Origin of the sequence: Flavobacterium johnsoniae UW101, assembly GCF_000016645.1 — a bacterium.
Classification (GTDB): domain Bacteria; phylum Bacteroidota; class Bacteroidia; order Flavobacteriales; family Flavobacteriaceae; genus Flavobacterium; species Flavobacterium johnsoniae.
On the sequence record NC_009441.1, the window covers coordinates 2,522,596 to 2,543,354 of the forward strand.

The 20,759-nt window shown below is 30.9% G+C and carries 9 protein-coding genes; 8 read left to right on the forward strand and 1 reads right to left on the reverse strand.

The annotated features are described in order from the left end of the window. Window positions 1-29: 29 nt before the first annotated feature. The 8 genes from FJOH_RS10915 (at window position 30) to FJOH_RS10950 (ending at window position 19,268) form a co-directional block, all read left to right on the forward strand. Window positions 30-6,008, forward strand: a complete 5,979-nt coding sequence (locus tag FJOH_RS10915) for a non-ribosomal peptide synthetase (protein WP_012024167.1) — start codon at window positions 30-32, stop codon at window positions 6,006-6,008. Between the two features lie 168 nt (window positions 6,009-6,176). Further along, entirely contained in the window at window positions 6,177-8,561 is a 2,385-nt protein-coding gene (locus FJOH_RS10920) for an outer membrane beta-barrel family protein (RefSeq protein ID WP_012024168.1), read from the forward strand. Between the two features lie 12 nt (window positions 8,562-8,573). Then, window positions 8,574-9,293, forward strand: a complete 720-nt coding sequence (locus FJOH_RS10925; RefSeq protein WP_012024169.1) for a thioesterase II family protein — start codon at window positions 8,574-8,576, stop codon at window positions 9,291-9,293. A 41-nt stretch (window positions 9,294-9,334) separates the two neighbouring features. Further along, on the forward strand, window positions 9,335-9,694 hold the full coding sequence (locus tag FJOH_RS10930) for a hypothetical protein (protein ID WP_012024170.1): 360 nt from the start codon (window positions 9,335-9,337) through the stop codon (window positions 9,692-9,694). Between the two features lie 11 nt (window positions 9,695-9,705). Beyond that, window positions 9,706-11,331 carry a cyclic peptide export ABC transporter gene (locus FJOH_RS10935; RefSeq protein WP_012024171.1) on the forward strand — a complete coding sequence of 542 codons (1,626 nt, stop codon included), beginning with the start codon at window positions 9,706-9,708 and terminating at the stop codon, window positions 11,329-11,331. Between the two features lie 88 nt (window positions 11,332-11,419). Next, window positions 11,420-15,865, forward strand: coding sequence for a non-ribosomal peptide synthetase (locus FJOH_RS10940; RefSeq protein WP_012024172.1), 4,446 nt, complete (start codon window positions 11,420-11,422; stop codon window positions 15,863-15,865). 36 nt (window positions 15,866-15,901) lie between these two features. Next, on the forward strand, window positions 15,902-17,839 hold the full coding sequence (locus tag FJOH_RS10945) for an alpha/beta fold hydrolase (protein WP_012024173.1): 1,938 nt from the start codon (window positions 15,902-15,904) through the stop codon (window positions 17,837-17,839). A 61-nt stretch (window positions 17,840-17,900) separates the two neighbouring features. Further along, window positions 17,901-19,268 (forward strand): ATP-grasp domain-containing protein, encoded by a 1,368-nt coding sequence (locus tag FJOH_RS10950; protein WP_012024174.1) that lies wholly within the window; start codon window positions 17,901-17,903, stop codon window positions 19,266-19,268. A gap of 116 nt (window positions 19,269-19,384) precedes the next feature. On the opposite strand, the gene FJOH_RS10955 is transcribed toward FJOH_RS10950, so the two are convergent. Further along, window positions 19,385-20,428 (reverse strand): serine hydrolase domain-containing protein, encoded by a 1,044-nt coding sequence (locus tag FJOH_RS10955; protein WP_012024175.1) that lies wholly within the window; start codon window positions 20,426-20,428, stop codon window positions 19,385-19,387. Window positions 20,429-20,759: the final 331 nt, after the last annotated feature.

The window sequence follows — 20,759 nt, forward strand, 5'->3', positions numbered from 1 at the left end:
ATTAATAAATCTTAAAAATAAAATTTGTCATGAAAAATCATATAAATAATCTGCTTAACAAATTAAAGGAACACCATATTTACATAAAACTTAATGATGAGGAAAACATCGAAGTTGCTGCCGATAAAGGTAAGATTCCAGCAGAAATGATTAATGAAATTAAAGAGAACAAAGAAGAGATTATTCTTTATTTAAAATCTTTAAAAAAAGAATCACGAACCAAAATAGAAAAAGCACAGCAGTCTGATAATTATGCTGTTTCATCAGCACAAAGAAGATTGTGGATTGTTTGCCAGAACGAAGAAGCTTCTATTTCATTCAATATGCCGGCCTCTAAAATTTTAGAAGGGGTAAAAAACAAATTGTATTTATTGAAAGCAATAGATTCTGTTATTGACCGACATGAAATACTAAGAACAGTTTTTAATGAAAATGAAAATGGTGAGTTAAAGCAATACATCTTAGATCGAAATACTTTAAATTTTAAAATTGATTATAAAGATTTTAGAAACGAAACCAACATTCAGTCTGCAGTGGCAGATTATATAAAAGAAGATTCATTTAAGCCCTTTGATTTAATCAATGGGCCATTACTTAGAGCATCACTTTTGCAGACAGCAGAAGAAGAATACTGTTTTTACTATAACATGCACCACATTATTAGCGACGAGTGGTCGCTGGGCATATTAGAAAAAGAAGTTCTGGCTTACTATGAATCCTATCTTACAGAAACAATAGTTAATTTACCAGAATTGCAAATTCAGTATAAAGACTATTCTGTTTGGGAAGATGCTCTATTAGTGAGCGACGAAATGAAAGGACACAAAGAATTTTGGAAAGAAAATTTAAGCGGTGATTTAGCAGCTTTAAATCTGCCTTCAAATAAAAAGAGACCAAAATTTAGAACATACAACGGCTGTCATTTTCAAACTAATATAGCTCCGGAAAGTATTAAAAATTTAAAACACATAATTCAAAAAGAAGAAGGAAGTGTTTTCATGGGATTATTATCAGTTTTAAAAATACTTTTATACAAGTATACTAATGAAAAAAATATAATTCTTGGCTTCCCAATGGCCGGAAGAGAAGATTACGAGCTTGAAAATCAAATAGGTTTTTATATTAAAACTCTGGTGCTCAAAAATCATCTTTCTCCAGAAGACAGTTTTGTCAAATTTTTTAAAGAAGTTAAGAAAAATACTTTAGCAGCCTTTAAACATCAGGATTATCCGTTTGATGAGTTAGTGAGCGATTTAAACCTAAATCATGATCCGGGAAGAACTCCTGTTTATGATATGTCATTTACGTTTCACGACAGTAGTTCAAACAATTATGCAGAAACGCAGTATAATGTAATTAAAACTCTAGGAACAGGAAAATGTAAACATGATATCGAATTTCACTTTCAGGAAATAAATGACTACGTTTCTTTTTCAATGAATTTTAATACAGATATTTATGAACCTGAAATGATAAAACGCTTTATGGCTCATTACAGCAGCATTTTATCTCAAATTTCAAATAATCCTGAGATTCCTGTTAAAGACATCAGCTTCTTATCTGAAGATGAAAAACAACAATTGCTGCATGAATTTAATTCTTATAAAGCCGATTATTCAATGCATAAAACAGCAGTTGAATTATTTGACAGACAGGTTAAAAACGCACCAGATAATATTGCTGTTACTTTTACTGACAAGAAACTAACTTACAAAGAACTAGATACATTATCTAATTCTCTGGCTCAAACTTTACAAAATAAGTTTAATATTAAAAAAAATGATTTTATAGGTGTACACTTAACCAAAAGTGAATTATCTATTGTTTCTATTTTAGGAATATTAAAAGCAGGAGGAGTTTATGTGCCTATTGATACAGAATTACCAAGCAATAGAAAGCTTTATATAGCTCAAGATGCAGATTTGAAATTATTAATTACCGAAACTGCTTTTATTTTTGACCTGGATTTTTACCAGGGTGATATTTTTTCGATAGATGTAGAACTGGATACAAATCCGGAAGAAAATATTTATCAGGATGTAAACCTGCTTCCGGCTGATTTGGCTTATGTAATTTATACTTCAGGATCAACAGGAAATCCAAAAGGAGTTATGATAAAACATTCTGGGTTAATAAATACAGCTGTTTCACAAATAGAACTTTTTAAACCCTATAACTGCTCAAATTGGCTGCAATACTCATCACATTCGTTTGATGCTTCGATTTATGAAATTTTTATTTCACTTCTTGGAGGACATTCTTTGTTTATTTTAAATGAAGAAACACGCAAAGATGTAAAATTGTTTGAAAGCTATGTTGTCGAAAATAATATAGATATTTCTATTCTGCCTCCGGCATTTTTTAAAATGCTTGATGTTCAATCTTTAAAAGGATTTAAAGTTTTAATAACAGGAGGAGAATCAGCAGTTTATGATAAAGTAGCAGAGTTTGTTCAGCACGGAAATTTCTTTAATGCATACGGCCCTACAGAAGTATGCGTTTTAGGAACAATATCTAAAATAGAAAAAGGATCTGAATTATTATCTAAAACTGTACCTATTGGTAAACCTATAGCTAATACTGAAGTTTACATTTTAGACGAATATCTTAATTTATTGCCAGAAGGAGCAATTGGAGAAATTTATATTACAGGTGCCGGATTAGCCAGAGGATATTTGAACAGACCCGAATTAACCGCTGAAAAATTTATACCTAACCCATATAAGGAAGGTGAAATTATGTACAAAACCGGTGATTTAGGAAAATGGCTGGCAGATGGAAATATAGAATATACAGGAAGAATCGACGAACAAGTAAAAATAAGAGGCTATCGAATTGAATTAGAAGAGATAGAAAAACATCTTTCTTTACAGGATGAGGTTAAGCATGCCGTTGTTGTGGTTAAAGAAAATCAAGATGATAAGTATCTGGTCGCTTATTATGTTTCTGATGTTGAATTAGATAAAAGAAAGCTGCAGGCAGCGTTAGGTAAAATATTGCCAGAATACATGATTCCGGGGTATTTTGTTCAGGTAGAATCTATTCTAATGAACACAAGCGGTAAAGTCGATAGAAAAGCACTTCCAGACGTTGTTGAAAGTGATTTAATAAAAGAAGAATACATAGCACCAAGAACATCAGAAGAAAAACTGCTTGCGGCCGCATGGTCTGAAGTTTTGAAATATGAAAAAATTGGAGTAAAGGACAGTTTTTTCAATCTTGGAGGAGATTCTATAAAATCAATCATGCTGATTTCTCGTTTAAAACAACAAGGTTATGTTATAAAAGTAGAACAAATATTAAGACAACCCGTATTAGAAGATTTAGCTAAACTGGTAGAAATAAATACTATTGCTGTTGACCAAAAAGAAGTGGCAGGCGAAGTAGAATTAACACCAATTCAGTACTACTTTTTTGAGACAGAAACCATACCAAACAAAAATCATTACAATCAGTCCGTACTGTTAAAAAGTAAAGAAGAGCTGGAACCATCTGTACTAGAGCGTTCAATTGCTTCTTTAGTAAAACATCATGATGCTTTGCGAATGGTTTATAAACAAACAAATACGAGATGGGAACAGTCTAATGAAGATGCTTTAAACGCTCATTATAAAATTAGTTTTTATGATTTAAGAGATGAATCAGATCAATTAGCAGCTTTAAACAAACTAGGAAATGAACTTCAGGCTTCATTTGATATCAGCTCAGGAGTTTTGGTTCATGTTGGACATTTTAGAATGTCAGACGGAGACAGACTGGCTTTAATAATTCATCATTTAGTTGTCGATGGTGTATCATGGCGTATTCTGTTGGAAGATTTATCAAGTCTGTATGGCTCATATCAATCAGATAACGAAGTTAAATTACCAGCAAAAACAGACTCATTTCAACGTTGGGCATCCTTGCAGAAAGATTTTGCAAAAAGCACAGAAATGCAGTCAGAGAGAATCTATTGGGAAGAAATGAGCGAAGAGTTAATCCCTTTATTGCCATCTGATTATGAACCATCTGCTAAAACCCTGAAAATTGATAAAAGAAATGTCTTTGCATTAGATAATGCTATTACAGAGAAATTACAAACCCAGGTTCATGATGTATACAATACAGAAATAAACGATATTCTATTGACTGGTTTAGGATTAGCAGTCCAGGAAGTTTTTGGAATAAGTAAAAGTGTTGTAAAAATGGAAGGCCACGGCCGTGAGGAAATCATCGAAGGAGTAGATATTGGTCGTACAGTTGGTTGGTTTACAAGTGTATATCCTTTTGTTTTAGATGTTCAGGATAAAACAAATCAAGTTACTGCAGTAAAAGAATCTCTGCGCAAAATTCCAAATAAAGGAATAGGTTACGGTATTTTACATTATTTAGATAAACCATTTAGTAATGAACTAATTCCAAGCATTCAGTTTAATTATTTAGGAGATTTTGGCGCAAATGCGGGAAAAACTGATAATAAAGTTATGTTTGAATTTTCTTCAGAAGGTATTGGTTCATCAATTGATATTCGAAACAGCGAAAGCAGTATTTTATTAGACATATCAGGAATGATGGTTGCAGGAGGTTTAAGCTTATCAATAGGATATTCAAGCGAAAGATACTCAGCACAAACCATTCAAAAACTAAGTGATTCTTATCAAAATAAATTAGAGAATTTAATCGAAACTCTGGCTTTAAAGTCAGCTGAAAAGATACATACTGTTACTGATACAGAGAAAAAATCTGGATGGTTTTATGGTGATTTAGTTGAATTGTCTCCAAATCAAATTAGATTTTATAAATCTCAATACGCCTGTGTAACTATAAAAGAAACAATGCCTGATTTTGATAGAAATTCATTTGAAAAGAATTTTAGAGAATTTCTTTTAGGCATTCCAGCCTTGTCTATGAAACTGGAAAAAATAGACAATAAAGTTTTTCAGCGATATATCCATCCGGATGATGTAGAAATGGAAATCTTAATTCAAGATGTTTCTTTTGCTGAGCAGGAAGAGATTTTAAAAATAGAAGATAATTTTTTAGGAAGACCTTATGATCTCGAAAATGAAGCACTTATAAGATGTTTGGTTTTACAGCAGGAAGCACATACCAATGATGCCGGAATAACTTTAAAGATACATCATTCATTATTAGATCAATATTCTGTCGATAAAATCTATCAGGAGCTTTGCAGTTATTTTCAAGGAAAAGGAAGACTGAATAATTACAATCATCCTTTTGATTTTATAATTAAAAAGAGAGAATTTTTATCATCTGATGAAGGTGTAAGAGAAAGAGAATACTGGAAAGAAACACTCCAAAAAGCACCATTGCATTTTAATGATTCGAAGAATAAAAAAGAGTCAGTAAATATAATTCAGGAAGTAACTATTACAAGCGACAGATTTGACGGCATAAAAAAAGCAGCAAAGCAGAATAATCTTCCTATAAGTGCTTTTTTTATTGGGTTTTATGAGATGATTTTAAACGCTCTTAACATCGAAAACAAAGGATTGTACAGTTTCTTAGTTAATGGCAGGGAGCAGGAAATCCAAGGTATGGATCTAAATCAGATACTGGGAGTTACAGATAATGCTCTGCCAATTTCATATCATGGAGATCATCAAACAATGAGTCTGGAATTTATTTTAGAAACGTATATTAAATATCTTCAAAACAGAACATATCAAAGAATTCCATACGAAACCATAAGACAAGATGTAATGGAAATCTCAGGATATGACATCGACCAGAATGTAATTGGATATTTAAATTTATTTGTTAGAGAAGGAAGTTTAAATTCTAAAAGAGAGATTAACGAAAACGGAAAAATTTATTCTGAAAAATTCCTGGACTTTTATGGAGTAAATCTGGAGTGTGAAATATTTGAAGACGGGATTTTCCTAAAACTAATATCTGCACAGAATATCTATCAGGAAAAGCAGGATGTAATTTCGTTAGATAATTTTCTACAGGACTTATACGAAGGAATTGAAATTAACCAGAATTCCGAAATCAATACTTTTTAGTACCATAAATTTTTATTGTAAGGATTACTATTCATGTTGTTTTCATCAAAAATAACAACATGAATAGGATGCTTATGGAGTAATAATATTAATGTAAGAGCCAAAACAACAAAGCCAAAAGTTCTCTGTACAAGTAAATAGAGAGAAACTTAATTAAATAAAAAAGAAATGAAAAACACAATATTAATATTACTGATCATCATACCTTTTTTCTCTTTTTCCCAGGTAAAAATAAACGGAACTATAAAAGATGAAACAGGCTTGTTATCTAATGTAAATGTTATTTTGTCTGATGATAAAGATGTTACTGTAAAAGAAATCGTAACAGGGCAGGACGGTTCTTTTGAATTTGATGTTTCAAAAGGAATTTATAAAATAACAATTAGTTATCTGGACTATGAATCTTTTTTTCAGGAGATTTCTGCAGAAAATGATATACAGCTTGAACCAATTATCTTAAAAAGAAAAGAGAATATTTTAGAAGAAGTGGTAATTAAAAACTCGGGCAGTCTGATAAAAAGAAAGCTGGATAAAACTATTTTTTCTGTTCAGAACAGCCCAATAGCAAGTGTAGGAAACGGGTTTGATGCCTTGAAAAGAGCGCCGGGTTTAATTCTTAAAAATGATGAAATTGTTATGCTGGGAAAAAGCAGTGTTAGAATCATGATAGAAGGAAAAATGGTGCAGCTGACAGGAGAAGAATTAAAAAACTTTTTAAAAACTATTTCTGCAACAGATATTAAAGAAATTGAAGTAATCACTAATCCTTCTTCAAAATATGAAGTAGAAGGAAACAGCGGAATAGTGAATATCATTTTTAAAAGATCTAAAAAAGATTCTTGGAGTGATAATATCTCTGCAACACATATTCAGGCTAAATATGGTAAACAGTCGCTTAATAATAATTTCAGCTACAGAAAAGATAAAATCAACTTGTCTTTTATTACAGGATATGATTATGGAGATACTTTTATAGACCAGCGTATGGAGATTTATTTTAAAGATTCACCTCTTAAATTAAAAACCCATCAAAAGCAAAATGAAAACAGCTTTTCGACAAGACTTTTATTTGATTATAATATGAGCAGTTATGATAAAGTTGGAATTCAATATTCTGGAGCATTTATAAAATCGAACCTGAAAGACAACATTCATACAGACATTTACAACAGCTCTAATGAAATTGATTACTACTTAAAAGCAAACGGAAATTTAGACGGAAAAAAAGACAACCATTCAGTTAATTTATTTTATGAAAGAAAACTGGATACACTAGGTAAAAAAATCATTTTTAATGTCGATTACCTTAATTACAACCGCGATGTACATAGTAATTTATTGTCCAATAAATACAACACAGATAATGAATTCATGAATGTTGACTTTGCAAACAATTCAAATGTTAATCAAAACATAGACAATTACAATGCAAAAATAGATGTAGAACATCCTTCAGCATTTGCTAATTTTCAATACGGTGCCAAAATAAGTTTTATAAAAACAAACAACGATAATATTTACTACGATCTTATTTCAGGAAGCCCGGTTTTAGATCCTGAACTTTCAGATGAGTTTAATTATAAAGAAAATATTCAGGCGGCCTATTTTACCGGAACCAAAAAAATTAACCAAAAAATAGACCTTCAAATTGGGTTAAGAGGAGAATACACGCAAACAACAGGAGAATCTGAAAAATTAGATCAGATTAATAAAAACGATTATTTTAAGCTTTTCCCAACCGTATTCTTTTCATATCAAAAAAATGAAGACAATGTTTTTAGTTTTAATTACGGACGAAGAATCCAGAGACCTAGTTATTCTTTACTAAATCCGTTGCGTTATTTTGTAAACAGCAATGTTTCATCACAGGGAAATCCAAATTTACAGCCAGCTTTTATAGATAGTTTTGAATTTTCGCATACATACAAAGAAAACCTAAACACGAAGATTTCTTTTATGTCAAAAACAAATGCTTTTGGAGTTGTGTTTAAATTAGATGAGAGTACTCAGGAACAAATAGTTACTCAGGAAAATTTTTATACAAATTATGGCTTTGCATTGACCGAAAATTATCAGCTGCCAATTTTTTCCTGGTGGAAAACAGATAACACTTTGTTCTTAAATTATTCTGTTTCTAATAAAACAAATAATGATGTAAATGCATCTTTAAAAAATGGTCTTGAATTTTATGGTTCAATTAATAACATTTTTACGTTTGATAAAGATGGAAAAATCATAGGAGAACTTAATTTTTGGTACAATTCGCCTTATAAAGATAATTTATTCGAGTATTCACAGGCATCATCTCTGGATCTTGCATTTACTTATAAATCTATAATAAAAAACCTGAATCTTTCTATGGGATTGTTTGACATTTTTAACTCCAGTGTTAGAAAAATGTCTTCAGAGATTAACGGTATAAATCAAAATTACATTTCCTATCCAAGCAATAGATATTTTAGAATTTCTTTAAACTATATGTTTGGAAATGATAAGATTAAATCTCAAAAAAGAAATTTTGGAAATGAAGAAGAAAGAAAAAGAAGTAATTAATCAGTATGTATCATGAAAAACCAGTTATTTTTTTTGCATTTCGCAGGAGGCAGTTCATTTTCGTTTGATTTTCTTAAAAACAAACTTAATAATAGTATTATGTCTATTGCTCTCGAATTACCGGGAAGAGGTAAAAGAATGGATGAAAAACTTATCAAACTAAAAGAAGAAGCAATAGATGATTACTGTCGTCAGATTATCAAATTACGAAACGGAAATCCTTTTGTAATATACGGACATAGTATGGGCGCCACATTAGGACTAAGCGTAGTGGCAAGGTTAGAAAAAATGGGACATTTTCCTGAACAATTAGTTGTTTCAGGAAATGCAGGCCCGGGAGTACGAAAGAAAAAAAACTTTATGACGTATTTATTAGGCGATTCTGAATTTAAAGAAGAATTAAGAGAACTTGGAGGCGTTCCGGAAGAAGTCCTGAAAAATAACGAATTATACGATTTTTTTGCCCCTATAATCCGGGCTGATTTTGAATGTCTGGAAAAAGATCCCTTTTTAGAAAAAGGCATAGTAATTAATACTCCAATTTATGCCCTGATGGGAACCGAAGAAGAAACATGCAGTGAAATCGAGAATTGGAAAATATTTACAGATTCGGATTTTAGATACAATGTTTTAAAAGGAAACCACTTTTTTATATATCCCCATTCAGATCAAATAGCAATGATATTAAACAAGTCTTTTTCGGCTAAAAAAAGGGATTTATTGACAATTTAAAAATTTTAGAATATAAGGTTTAACAATTAAATTTTAAAAGGATGAATAATATAGCAAAAGAAGTTTATTGTATATCAGATGGATATGTGTATATATTGGGAATAAAAACTAAAATTCAGAACAAAAATGATCTGGAACCTATTATGATTGATGATGTTTTAATTTCAGAAAACCTTTCAATGAAATTTAGATACATATTAGGAAGCTTAAATTTTATGTTTAATGAAACATTATCGGCCAATCATAATATTGAGAAAAAACAATACATAGCAGTCAAAATTGTAAGATTACTGCTAAGGATAATCGAAATTTTTGGAAGCAGCATTGAATCTTCAGAAATCGAAAAAATAATCTACCAGCTCGACGCAGAAAGGGTAGAATTAAAAATGAAATTAACGTAACCTTACTTATCATGTTAAAAATAAAAAAACGAGAAATTTTTTATCTCCTTTTATACGCTGTGCCAAACACCTTATTAACATTCTCGATTGTATATATAATCAATAATGTAATGGCAGGAAACAAAGCTTTCCTTACTGACTATATGGGAATTGTGTTTGTGTCTATTCTTGTATATACGTATTTATTAAATGTTATTTTTCAAAAAAAGCTCAATAAGTTTTCATTTAATATGCTTTATGAAAATGAAAAGAAAATTTTCAAACAAATATTAAGCGTTCCATTGCTAAAACTGGAACAATACGGATCGCAGAGATTTTATACGGTTGTCGAAGATTTAAGAACCTTTTCTTTACTGCCTTATACTGTTACACATACAATTAATTCGCTATTAATGCTTATCCTTTGTTTAATCTATATGTTTACACTTTCGCTGGTATCTGCCTTAATAGTAGTAAGCTTGATTGTAATGGTAGGAGCCTGCTATTTTATTGTAATGAATGCAATGTCTAAAAGAGTAAATCAATTAAGAGAATACAATGATGGATATTACAAATCAGTAGATGATGTTATACGAGGTTTTAAGGAGTTAAAAGTTAGTTTTTTAAGAAGAGATAACTTACTGAACAAATTTATTATTCCAAACAGAGATGAAGCAATGAATCTTGATTTTAGTATAAATTATGTTTTTCTTTCTATTAACCTAATAAGCCAATACGGATTGTATTTTGTTGTATCTGTAATTTTATTTGTACTGCCGGCACTTGATCTCCTTTCAAGAGAAGATGTTATTTCGTATGTCGTAATTATTTTATTTATCTCTGGGCCTATAAACAATATCATCAACTTACAGCAGCTTTATACTCGATTTTTTGTTGCCAATACAAGAATCTCGAATTTTATAAAAGATTTTGAAGTTATTGAAGAAACGGCACCTAAAAATGAAACCCTGAATGATTTTCAATCCCTGAATTTTAGCGATGTTGAATTTACTTATCCAAGCAAAGATGAAGATTCATCTTTTCAGTTAGGACCAATAAGCTTAAACATTCAAAAAGGCGAAACCATCTTTATAGTGGGTGGAAATGGGTCTGGAAAAAGCACCTTTATAAACCTGCTTACTGGACTTTACAAACCTACAGAAGGAAAAATTATAATAGATGACAAAAGCGACAGGGGAGAAAATATACAAGACCTTATTGCAGCCGTATTTACAGATAATCATTTGTTTTCTAAAAATTACGACGATTATACCTTAGAGAATAATAAAGATTATGTCGAATTATTAAAAACAATGGAGATGGATAGAATCATTACAGATGATAAAGATTCGTCTATAAGAAGAAAATTCTCTAAAGGTCAAAGTAAACGAATGTCGTTGATTTTTAATTTGTTAGAGAAAAAACCCGTAATGGTTTTAGACGAATGGGCCGCAGATCAGGATCCGCATTTTAGAAAATATTTCTATGAATTTCTTTTGCCAAAATTTAAAGAAGAAGGCAAAACGATTATTGCAGTTACACATGATGATGCCTATTTTCATTTGGCAGACAGAATCATAAAATTTGATTATGGCAATATTGTCAAAGAAATTAAAACTACCAGCAAAGAAGAATTGGCCGAGAATATCTGGGCCTGATAAAAACTAAAGTTTAACCGGTAATTATTCTTACAATCTTTATTCCTATAAAGATTGCAGGGAATTCTCAGCCTAATTTTTTATAAAAATGAAACTTACACTTCCTCAACAAGATGTTTATTTTGAGCAGCTTATGTATCCTGATGATCCTATTTATAACATAGGGGCAAAGATTTCCATTGATGGAGATGTTTCCTATGAAATATTAAATCAGGCATACATCGAACTAATTAACCAGCATGATTCTTACAGAAGCATTATACAAAAATCTGGAGACCAGGTAACAATTCAAACTGTTGAAAATCATGATTCGGTTTTAGAATATCTGGATTTTTCCTGTGATGAAAATCCAGATTTAGAAGCAAACCAATTTATGCAGGAAAAATTTCAGGTATCTGTTAAATTAGATACCAAAGAATTATTGCACAAATTTATTTTGATAAAAGTAAACGAAAAGCAGCACTATTTATTTTCTGTATATCATCATATTATTACAGATGGATGGGGAACATCTCTAATGTTTCAAAGATTAGTGAAAAATTACAATGAAATTTCACTTTCAGGAAATGTAACCTCTGTTTATCCTTACTCTTATCAAGATTTTATTTTAGATGATGAAGCCTATTTGTTATCTGAAGATTATGAAAATGACAAAAACTATTGGAAAAACAGATTTAAGCAGCTTCCGGAACAATTACTCGAAGTAAAAGAAAATACTGGTAAACCTAATCAAAGCAAAAGAAAAGAAATTATTATAAAACGTAACGTTTATAATCAATTAGAGCAGAGAAGTAAAGACTTAGGAGCGACAACTTTTCATGTTATTCTTGGTGTTTTATACCTCTATTTTGGAAAAAAACATCAAAATACAGATTTTACAATTGGGCTTCCAGTCCTGAACAGAGGAAAATCGATATTCAAAAAAACCGTTGGATTATTTATGGGAGTGTCCCCGTTAAGAGTTCAATTTGGGTTGGAAGATAATTTTGAAGAACTTATTAAAAATATCAAACAACAGCTTCGTCAGGATTATCGTCATCAAAGATTTCCTTTAGGAAGATTAGTAAAAGAGCTGGGTTTATTTCAGGAAAATGAAAGGCTTTTTAACATTACATTGTCTTATGAAAAACAAAATTATGCAGATCACTTTGTTAATACCATTACAAAGGTAATCCCGCTTTCTCATCATTCTGAGCGAGTAGCTCTGGCAATCTATATTCGCGAGTTTGATGCATTAGAAGATGTAAAGATAGATTTTGATTACAATGTCAATTATTTTAGTCAGGAAGATATTTCCCGAGTTGGATCTCATTTTGAAACATTACTTTCTGAAATAATAAAAAGTACAGAAAAACCGCTTTCAGAATATGAATATATTACGGCAATTGAGAAAAAACAATTACTGGAAGAATTCAATGCAACAGAATTTAATTGTGATTCAGAAACAACATTGCTGGATTCTTTTAAAAAGCAGGCAGCAAAAACTCCAAATAAAATTGCATTAACAGATCAGGAAAAAACATTTACATACCAGGAGCTGGATTTGTTTTCGGATAGGGTTGCATTCTTTTTGCAAAAAAAGATTAAAAAAGATGAGCCGGTACCTGTTGCAGTTCTTATGAATCGTTCTGCAGATCTCGTGGCGACTTTACTAGGTGTTTTGAAATCAGGGAATGCTTATATTCCTTTAGATCCTTCATTTCCAAAAGATCGTTTAGAATATATTATTGATCACAGCGGTGTAGAACAGGTAATTTCTACAGAAATTTTAAATCAAAGTATAGGTTTAAACAGGCAGATTATAGACATTGAATTATTGCCAGATGAGGTTTTAGATCAAAAACAAAATGCATTAAAAACTGTGCCTTCTGCAAATACGGCGTATATTATATACACTTCAGGATCAACAGGAAATCCTAAAGGAGTTGCAATTGGTCACAAAGCCCTGCTTAATTTTTTAATCAGCATACAGCAGCAGCCAAAAATTGAAGAACAAGATTATTTGTTTTCAGTAACAACACAGTCTTTTGATATTTCGATTCTTGAATTTTTTGCTCCATTAATCAGCGGTGCTGCGCTTTATATTGCAAGTGAAGAACTTTTAGATGATCCTTTTGCAGTTATAACAGCTTTAGAAGACTTAAAACCAACAATAATTCAGGCAACACCTAGTTTCTTTCAAATGTTATATAATGCCGGATGGAAAGGAAATAAATCGCTGAAAATTTTATGCGGAGGAGATTTGCTAAGCGAAACATTGTCTGAAAAATTAAGACAGACCAACGGAGCATTATGGAATATGTACGGACCTACAGAAACAACAATTTGGTCAAGCTGTAAAAATATTATGCAGGCCAATGAAGCTTCAAATATTGGTAAACCTATCAATAATACCCAGCTATATATTCTTGATTCATACATGAAGCTGCTTCCTATCGGATCTGCCGGAGCTATTTATATTGGCGGAGATGGTCTGGCACAGGGATACTTTAAAAATGAAGAATTGACAAATGAAAAATTCGTTCAAAGTCCGTTTGACCAAAATCAAAAAATATACAATACAGGGGATCTGGGACGATGGAACGAAAATGGAGAAATAGAATTCATGGGGCGCAATGATAATCAGGTAAAAATAAGAGGTTATCGAATTGAACTTGGTGAAATTGAAGCCAGATTAAATCAGATAAAAAATGTAAAAGCATCTGTTGTTGTTGCCCAAAAATCCAAAGAACAGGAATCTTTACTTATTGCTTATCTAATTTTTGAAAATGAAGAATTTAACCCTTCGTTTATTGTCAATATTTTAAGAGAAGAATTACCGGAATACATGATTCCGCATGCCATAATGCAGGTAGATGAATTTCCGCTGACTCCAAATAAAAAAATAGACAGAAAAGAGCTTTCATTGCGCAAAATAACAATTGCCAAATCTGAAGTTTCAAACGAAATGCCTGTAACAGCAATTGAGAAAAGCCTTTACAAATTCTATACAGAAGTATTAGAAATAAAAGCAGAAATTAGTATTACAGATAATTTCTTTGCACTGGGAGGACATTCCTTAAATGCAGTAAAACTAATAAATCTAATTAATGAACAACTGCATTATAGAATTACCCTAAAAGATGTGTTTGATTATCCTACAGTTCAAAAACTTGCTAAATATCTTGATAATAAAGAAGTTGTAAAAGATGTAAATATCCAGACTAGTAATGAAGAGCCCTATTATACAATAACTCCCTCTCAATACAATATTTGGCTGGCATCGCAGCAACAAGAAAAATCGACAGCTTACAACATGTCGGCAGTATTTAAAATTCAAGGAGAACTGAATAAAGCCCTATTCGATCAGATATTTCATGAAATCCAAAAGAAACATGAAGTATTGAGAACAAATTTTATTGCGATAGGAGGGATTCCGCACCAGATAATTACAAGTAAAAAAGAAGCGAATATCTTGATTAATGAATTCTTTTATGATGAAAAACACATAACCGATGCGCTGAATGAGTATATAAATACAGAATTTGACCTGGAGAAAGAACCGCTTTTTAGAGTTTCATTTTTTCACGGAAGTGACGGGCAGTCTTACCTTGTTTTTTCGACACATCATATTATAATGGATGGCTGGTCTTTGGAGATATTAATTGAAGATTTTGTCAGCAAATACAAAGCCAGAGAAAAACAAGTTATACAACAAGAATCAGAATTAAAATTTCAGTTTAAAGATTATGCAGTTTGGCATGAAAAAGAGCTGAAAAGTAATCACGAAAAAAACTTTGATTTCTGGAAAAACTATCTCAAAGGATATTCATGGAATAAAAATGTGCCTTTTGATTATGAAAATATCGAAGAAAAAGATTTAAAAGGCAGCCATGATTTTAGGTATGAATCAGTTGAAAATGCACAATTAAAAAGTTTTGTTCATCAGTATAATGTATCACTTCACACTTTTTTGGTTAATGCATTTAATGTCTTGATTTACAAAATGTATGAGAAAGATGATTTTTGTGTAGGAACAGTTAATTCCGGAAGAACAAATTCTGAATTGCACAATCAATTAGGAATGTATGTAAAAACATTACCATTAAGAACACAAATAAATTCAAACCAAACTGTTCTCGAAATCATGAATCAAATGCATCAAAATTTATTATTGATTGATGAGCATCAGGATATACCAGCAGTTATACAGTCAAAATTAAGGTTTGATACTTTGTTAGTACTCCAAAATCCATCTTTTGATTATAATAACATTTACATAAATAAAGACCTTAATCTGCAGATAGCGCCAATAAAAGAAGCCTACAGCCGATTACCATTGTTGATCACTTTTACTGTAAACAGCAAAAAATTGACTGGAAATATAAGTTACTCGGCCTCAAGTTACAGCGCTGAAACAATTGAATTAATCACATTAAAATACGAAAAAATAATAGCTGAAATTATTAAAAACCCTAACGTTCCTGTAAGCTCATTAGATATCGAATTATCTTTTGAAAAAGAAAGGAAAATTGAGATTGGTTTAAATTTCTAAACAACGATTCTAAAAACAACATTAAAAAGAAATATTATGAAATTAAAAGCGACAATTATCCTTATTCTTTTTTTAGTGGTAAATATTTTGAGCGGTTTACAAGCACAAACTGTGACCTTTGAAAAAAGCGCACCTCATTTATCTCAATTTAAAGATTCTGATTCTAAAATAGTCTGGGGATATCTTAATGTTCCTGAAACCTGGGGATCTGAAGATGGAAAGACCATAAAGATTGCTGTAACTGTTTTAAAGAAAACTTCAAACGAGAAATCTTCAAAAGCAATTGTTTTTATACAAGGAGGCCCGGGCGCATCTGGTATCTCAAATGTATGGACCTGGATGAATCATCCTCTTCGGGAAAATAATGACATTGTAGTGTTTGATGTTCGCGGTACAGGATTCTGTAAACCAAGATTATCTGAAAATCTGGGTAAAAAGTTTTTAGAAATTCTGGCAAGGAATCAAAGTGAAGAAGATGATGAAAAACAAAAGACAAATGCTGCAATGTTATGCCGACAGGATCTTGTGAACAGGGGAATAAATATCGATTCGTATAATAGTTTTTCTATTGCCAATGATCTTCATGCCTTAAAAACGGCCTTAAAATATAAAGAATGGAATGTATATGGCGTATCGTATGGAACTTACATTGCACAAGTCTATGCCAGTACTTATCCAAAAGATATACAATCATTGGTTTTAGATTCTGCTGTAAATGATATTTCAACGTATTATGTAGACAATACCTCTAATTATATGACAAGTCTGCAAAAGGTATTTGATATTTGTAAAAATGACAAAAACTACAACAAAGAATATCCTAATTTAGAAAAAGTATATTACGAAGTTATTGCCGATTTGGAGAAAAATCCTCTTACAGTAAAAGTCGACAAATCACTCGTGTCAACAGGCACATTTACTTATAATGCGGAAGATTTTAAAGTAGCAATTCAGCAGGCATTGTACAATAAACAGCTTGTAGAAGTTATTCCGGTATTAATTTATCAGTTTCATGAAAGAAAAGGAGAATCATTAGGAAATCTGGTAAGTGCTTTTTCAAATTTATTAGAAATGGATTATGGCGTTTACTATTGTGTAAGCTGTAATGAAGCACTGCCTAACAACGATTTTTCTTTATATAAAAGCGAAGCGTCAAAATTTAGAGGTTTAAGCGGGGGAATTTCTTTCTATAAATCTGATTTTAAAGTATGTGAAGCATGGAATAAAAAAAGAAATGAAAGTGCAGTAAAACATTATGATCTCTCAAATCTTTCTGCAGCTAAATTTCCAGTATTGGTTTTCTCAGGTGAGTTTGATCCCATAACACCACAGGCAAATGGAAAAAAGACAGCCGAAAAATTTAAAAATGCTTATAATATTAATGCAAAAACCTATGGACATGTACCAAGCTTTACAGCAATTGGACGTGAAGTGGCACAGAAGTTTATTAATAATCCTCAGCAAAAACCCGATTTGGATGCTTTTAAGAAAGCAAAAGAAATTAAACTTGTAACCGGAGTTATAATCAATAAAGGAGTGTCAAAAGCAGGAAGCAGTATTGGACAATTTAATTTAATATTCTTATTTCCACTTATTATAGCTTTAATAATTATGCTGGTTTTTATTTTAACGTATTTCATAAAAATAATCAAAAAACGATACCCTGCAATACAGGATAAAGTGATGAGAATATGTTTAATTACTACTTCGATCATTGGATTAGCTCTTTTTGTAAATCTGATTATGGCAATAATAGAAGTATCAAAACAAAACTTTTTCATTTTGGCTTTTGGACTGCCGGAAAATTTCAATTATATATTCTCAATGGTTTTCTTGTTTTTAGGCTGTCTGATCTTAACGTTGGCATATTTTGTTTTTACGGTTAAAAAAACCAGAGAAAGAGGAATTGCCTTTTCAGTAATCTTTTCAAACATACTGCTTGCCACTTATTTATTTTATTGGGGAATCATCTAAAAAACAACCAGTAGAATCTTCAACATAATTCGATAAAAAAATAACAATAAAAGAACTTATTATGCTAGAAAATATAATAGAAGAATATACGATCCTTTCGGATAAATTTTCAAAATTCAGATACAATGATCAATTTCCTTCAAGGATTGATACTAATGATGAATCAGTTCCTGAAGTTTTCAAAAATTATGAGTATCCTGTTACATCATGGCCCATACTCATTAATAAAGAAATGACTGAACAGCTAAATGAGCTTTCTCATAGACTGCCAAAACTGCTGAATAAAATTCCGTCTCTATATTTTAATAATGACATAAAAAAAATTGCTGAATTTTATTTTGATGGGAATGAAATACTTGCCGAATTTGGAATGATGTGCCATGAAAAAAACATTGAAGTTGGGTGCAGATTAGATTTGACTTACACAGAGGATGGCTTTAAAGTTTTAGAAGCCAACATGGGATCTTCATTAGGAGGATGGCAGATACATAGTTTGGAATCTGTCATTAGAAGAAATCATCCTGAGTTGTCAGATGAAGATAAATCAGACAATTACAAGACAAGAAATACTCTTAAAATTTACATGGAATATCTTATTGAACAGATCAGAAAACAAGTAGGAAGAGACAAAAAGAAGCTCAATTTGTTTATTGATATGAGAGATATTGAAACTGTAGACCGAGAGAAAAACTTATCTTTTTTTGACAATTTCTACAGACAGGAATTAAAGAATCAAGGATTAGAAGGTCAGGCATATTCGGCTAATATAAATTCGTTAGAACTTATCGATGGGGACTTATATTTTGAAGATACGGTTATTCATGGAGTTATAATTTTAGCATTAGATGTAGAAATTACTCCTGCAATTTTCAGGGCATTCATAATGGATAAAATATATTTTCCAGACCATGTAGGTTTAAGGATGCTTGGCGATAAAAGAAATTTGGCCATATTGAGAGAATTAGCTCAGTCTGGAAAATTCTCAGCAAGAGACAATGAATTAATGCTTAGCCATATTCCCTGGACTTCGCCAGTTGAAAACAAGACTACTATTTTTAAAGGTGTAGAATATAATCTTTCACAATTACTCAAAAAAAATAAAAGCAGATTCGTGATAAAAGCCGCAAGAGGATATCAGGGAAAAGATGTTTTTATTGGCAAATTTACCAATACGGATGAATGGGAAGAAGTGTTAGAAAAAGCTTTGGAAAATGGTGCTTTTATAGCTCAGGAGTTTAGTGATTCTGTTGACTTTGCAGCTCCCAATAGGCACAATGAATGGACTCCGCATAAACTTATCTGGGGAGCATTTGGATTTGGAGATTTTTATGGAGGCGTCTGGGTGAGAATGTCAGAAGTAAAAACAGATGTTGGTGTTATTAATTCAGCTACAGGTGCAGTAGAAGCAATTGTATTTGAGATTCTTTAATTTTTTAACTAGTCCTGAAAGTTTTGCCCATTTCAGGACTAGTTAAATATGACATAGTTAATACTATGATCTCAATGTCATTTTCGATTTTTATTTTAGAAATAATTTGACTTGTTCTATTTAATTTCAGGCAGCTTAAACTCTTTGTCGTAAATAATATTTATCAGGACTTCTATAAAAGTATTAGTGGGAATTCTTTCTCCATTTGTAGAATATGATATGGATATTTTATCTTTCTCATTATATAAAGCTATTGAATGAGAACCAAGTACATCGCCGCTATGTCCATAAAAAATATTCTCCTTAAAAGGGTACAGCGCTAAACCTCTTCCCCATTCATCTTTTCCAATGGGTTTCATGATTTCTAAAGTTTCCCTTTTCACTAATTTGTTCTGAAACAAATTATTAATTAAAATGTTCATGTCTTTAGTCGTACTTGAAATGTCTCCAACGCCTATTACATTAGAGTATTCAATATCTTTAATTTCAGTCCAGTTTTCTGTGAATTTATAGGAATTAAAAGTGTTTTTTGGATTTGATTTTACTGACGCAAAATTTTTAAGTTTTAAAGGTTTTATTATTTCCTGTTCAACAATTTTATTATAAGGTGTATTATATATTTTTTCAATTATCATTCTCAATAGAAGGTATGCAGAGTTTGAATAGACAACCTTTTCATTTGGCTGAAAACTTACACCCTGTCTTTTTATTTCGTCAAAAACTTCTTGTTCGCTTACTTTTTGGGTTACCCAGACAACACCATCTTTTATTGCAAAATTTCCCAATCCGCTTGTATGCTCTAACATGTTTTTAATTGTTATCACTTTTGAATTAGGTATCTCTGGATAAAAATCAGATAATTTAGTATCTAATTTTAATTTGTCATTTTCTATTAATTTGAAAACTAAAATCGCGGTAACCATTTTCGTTACAGAAGCAATATGATATTCCGTATTTTTGTTATAATGTACACCAATTAATTTATCTTGTCCAAAACTTCTGTTATAAACTTCTTGTGAGTTCTTATATATTGACAAGCTGCCAATTCCGCCATTATTAGTTTCTATGTAATTAATATATTCATCTATTTTTTTATTCATTTCTTGAGAGAATAAGCTTCCAGATAATAGCGATAAAAAAGCTAATAATTTGAATTTCATTTTTTATATTTTACAATTCTACTTATTTTGTTTGAAAAAGTTTTTTATTGATATTTTTTTGAATTCTAAAAAGAATATTTCTCAAATATAATGACATCTTCTTACAAATAAGAAAAAAACAACTATTAATAACACCAGAAAAGGAATACCACTTTAATTTTTACAAACGTGGTAATGAAAATATTTTATCTTTAAAGGAATTAAGTTCTGCTGGATCAGGAAAAAGACTTCTTGACATTGATCATTCCACAAATATTAAATGAATTTCCAATGATTAAATTCATTTAATAATGTAACTACAGGCAGTTTGTATATCTTATTATAATTATGA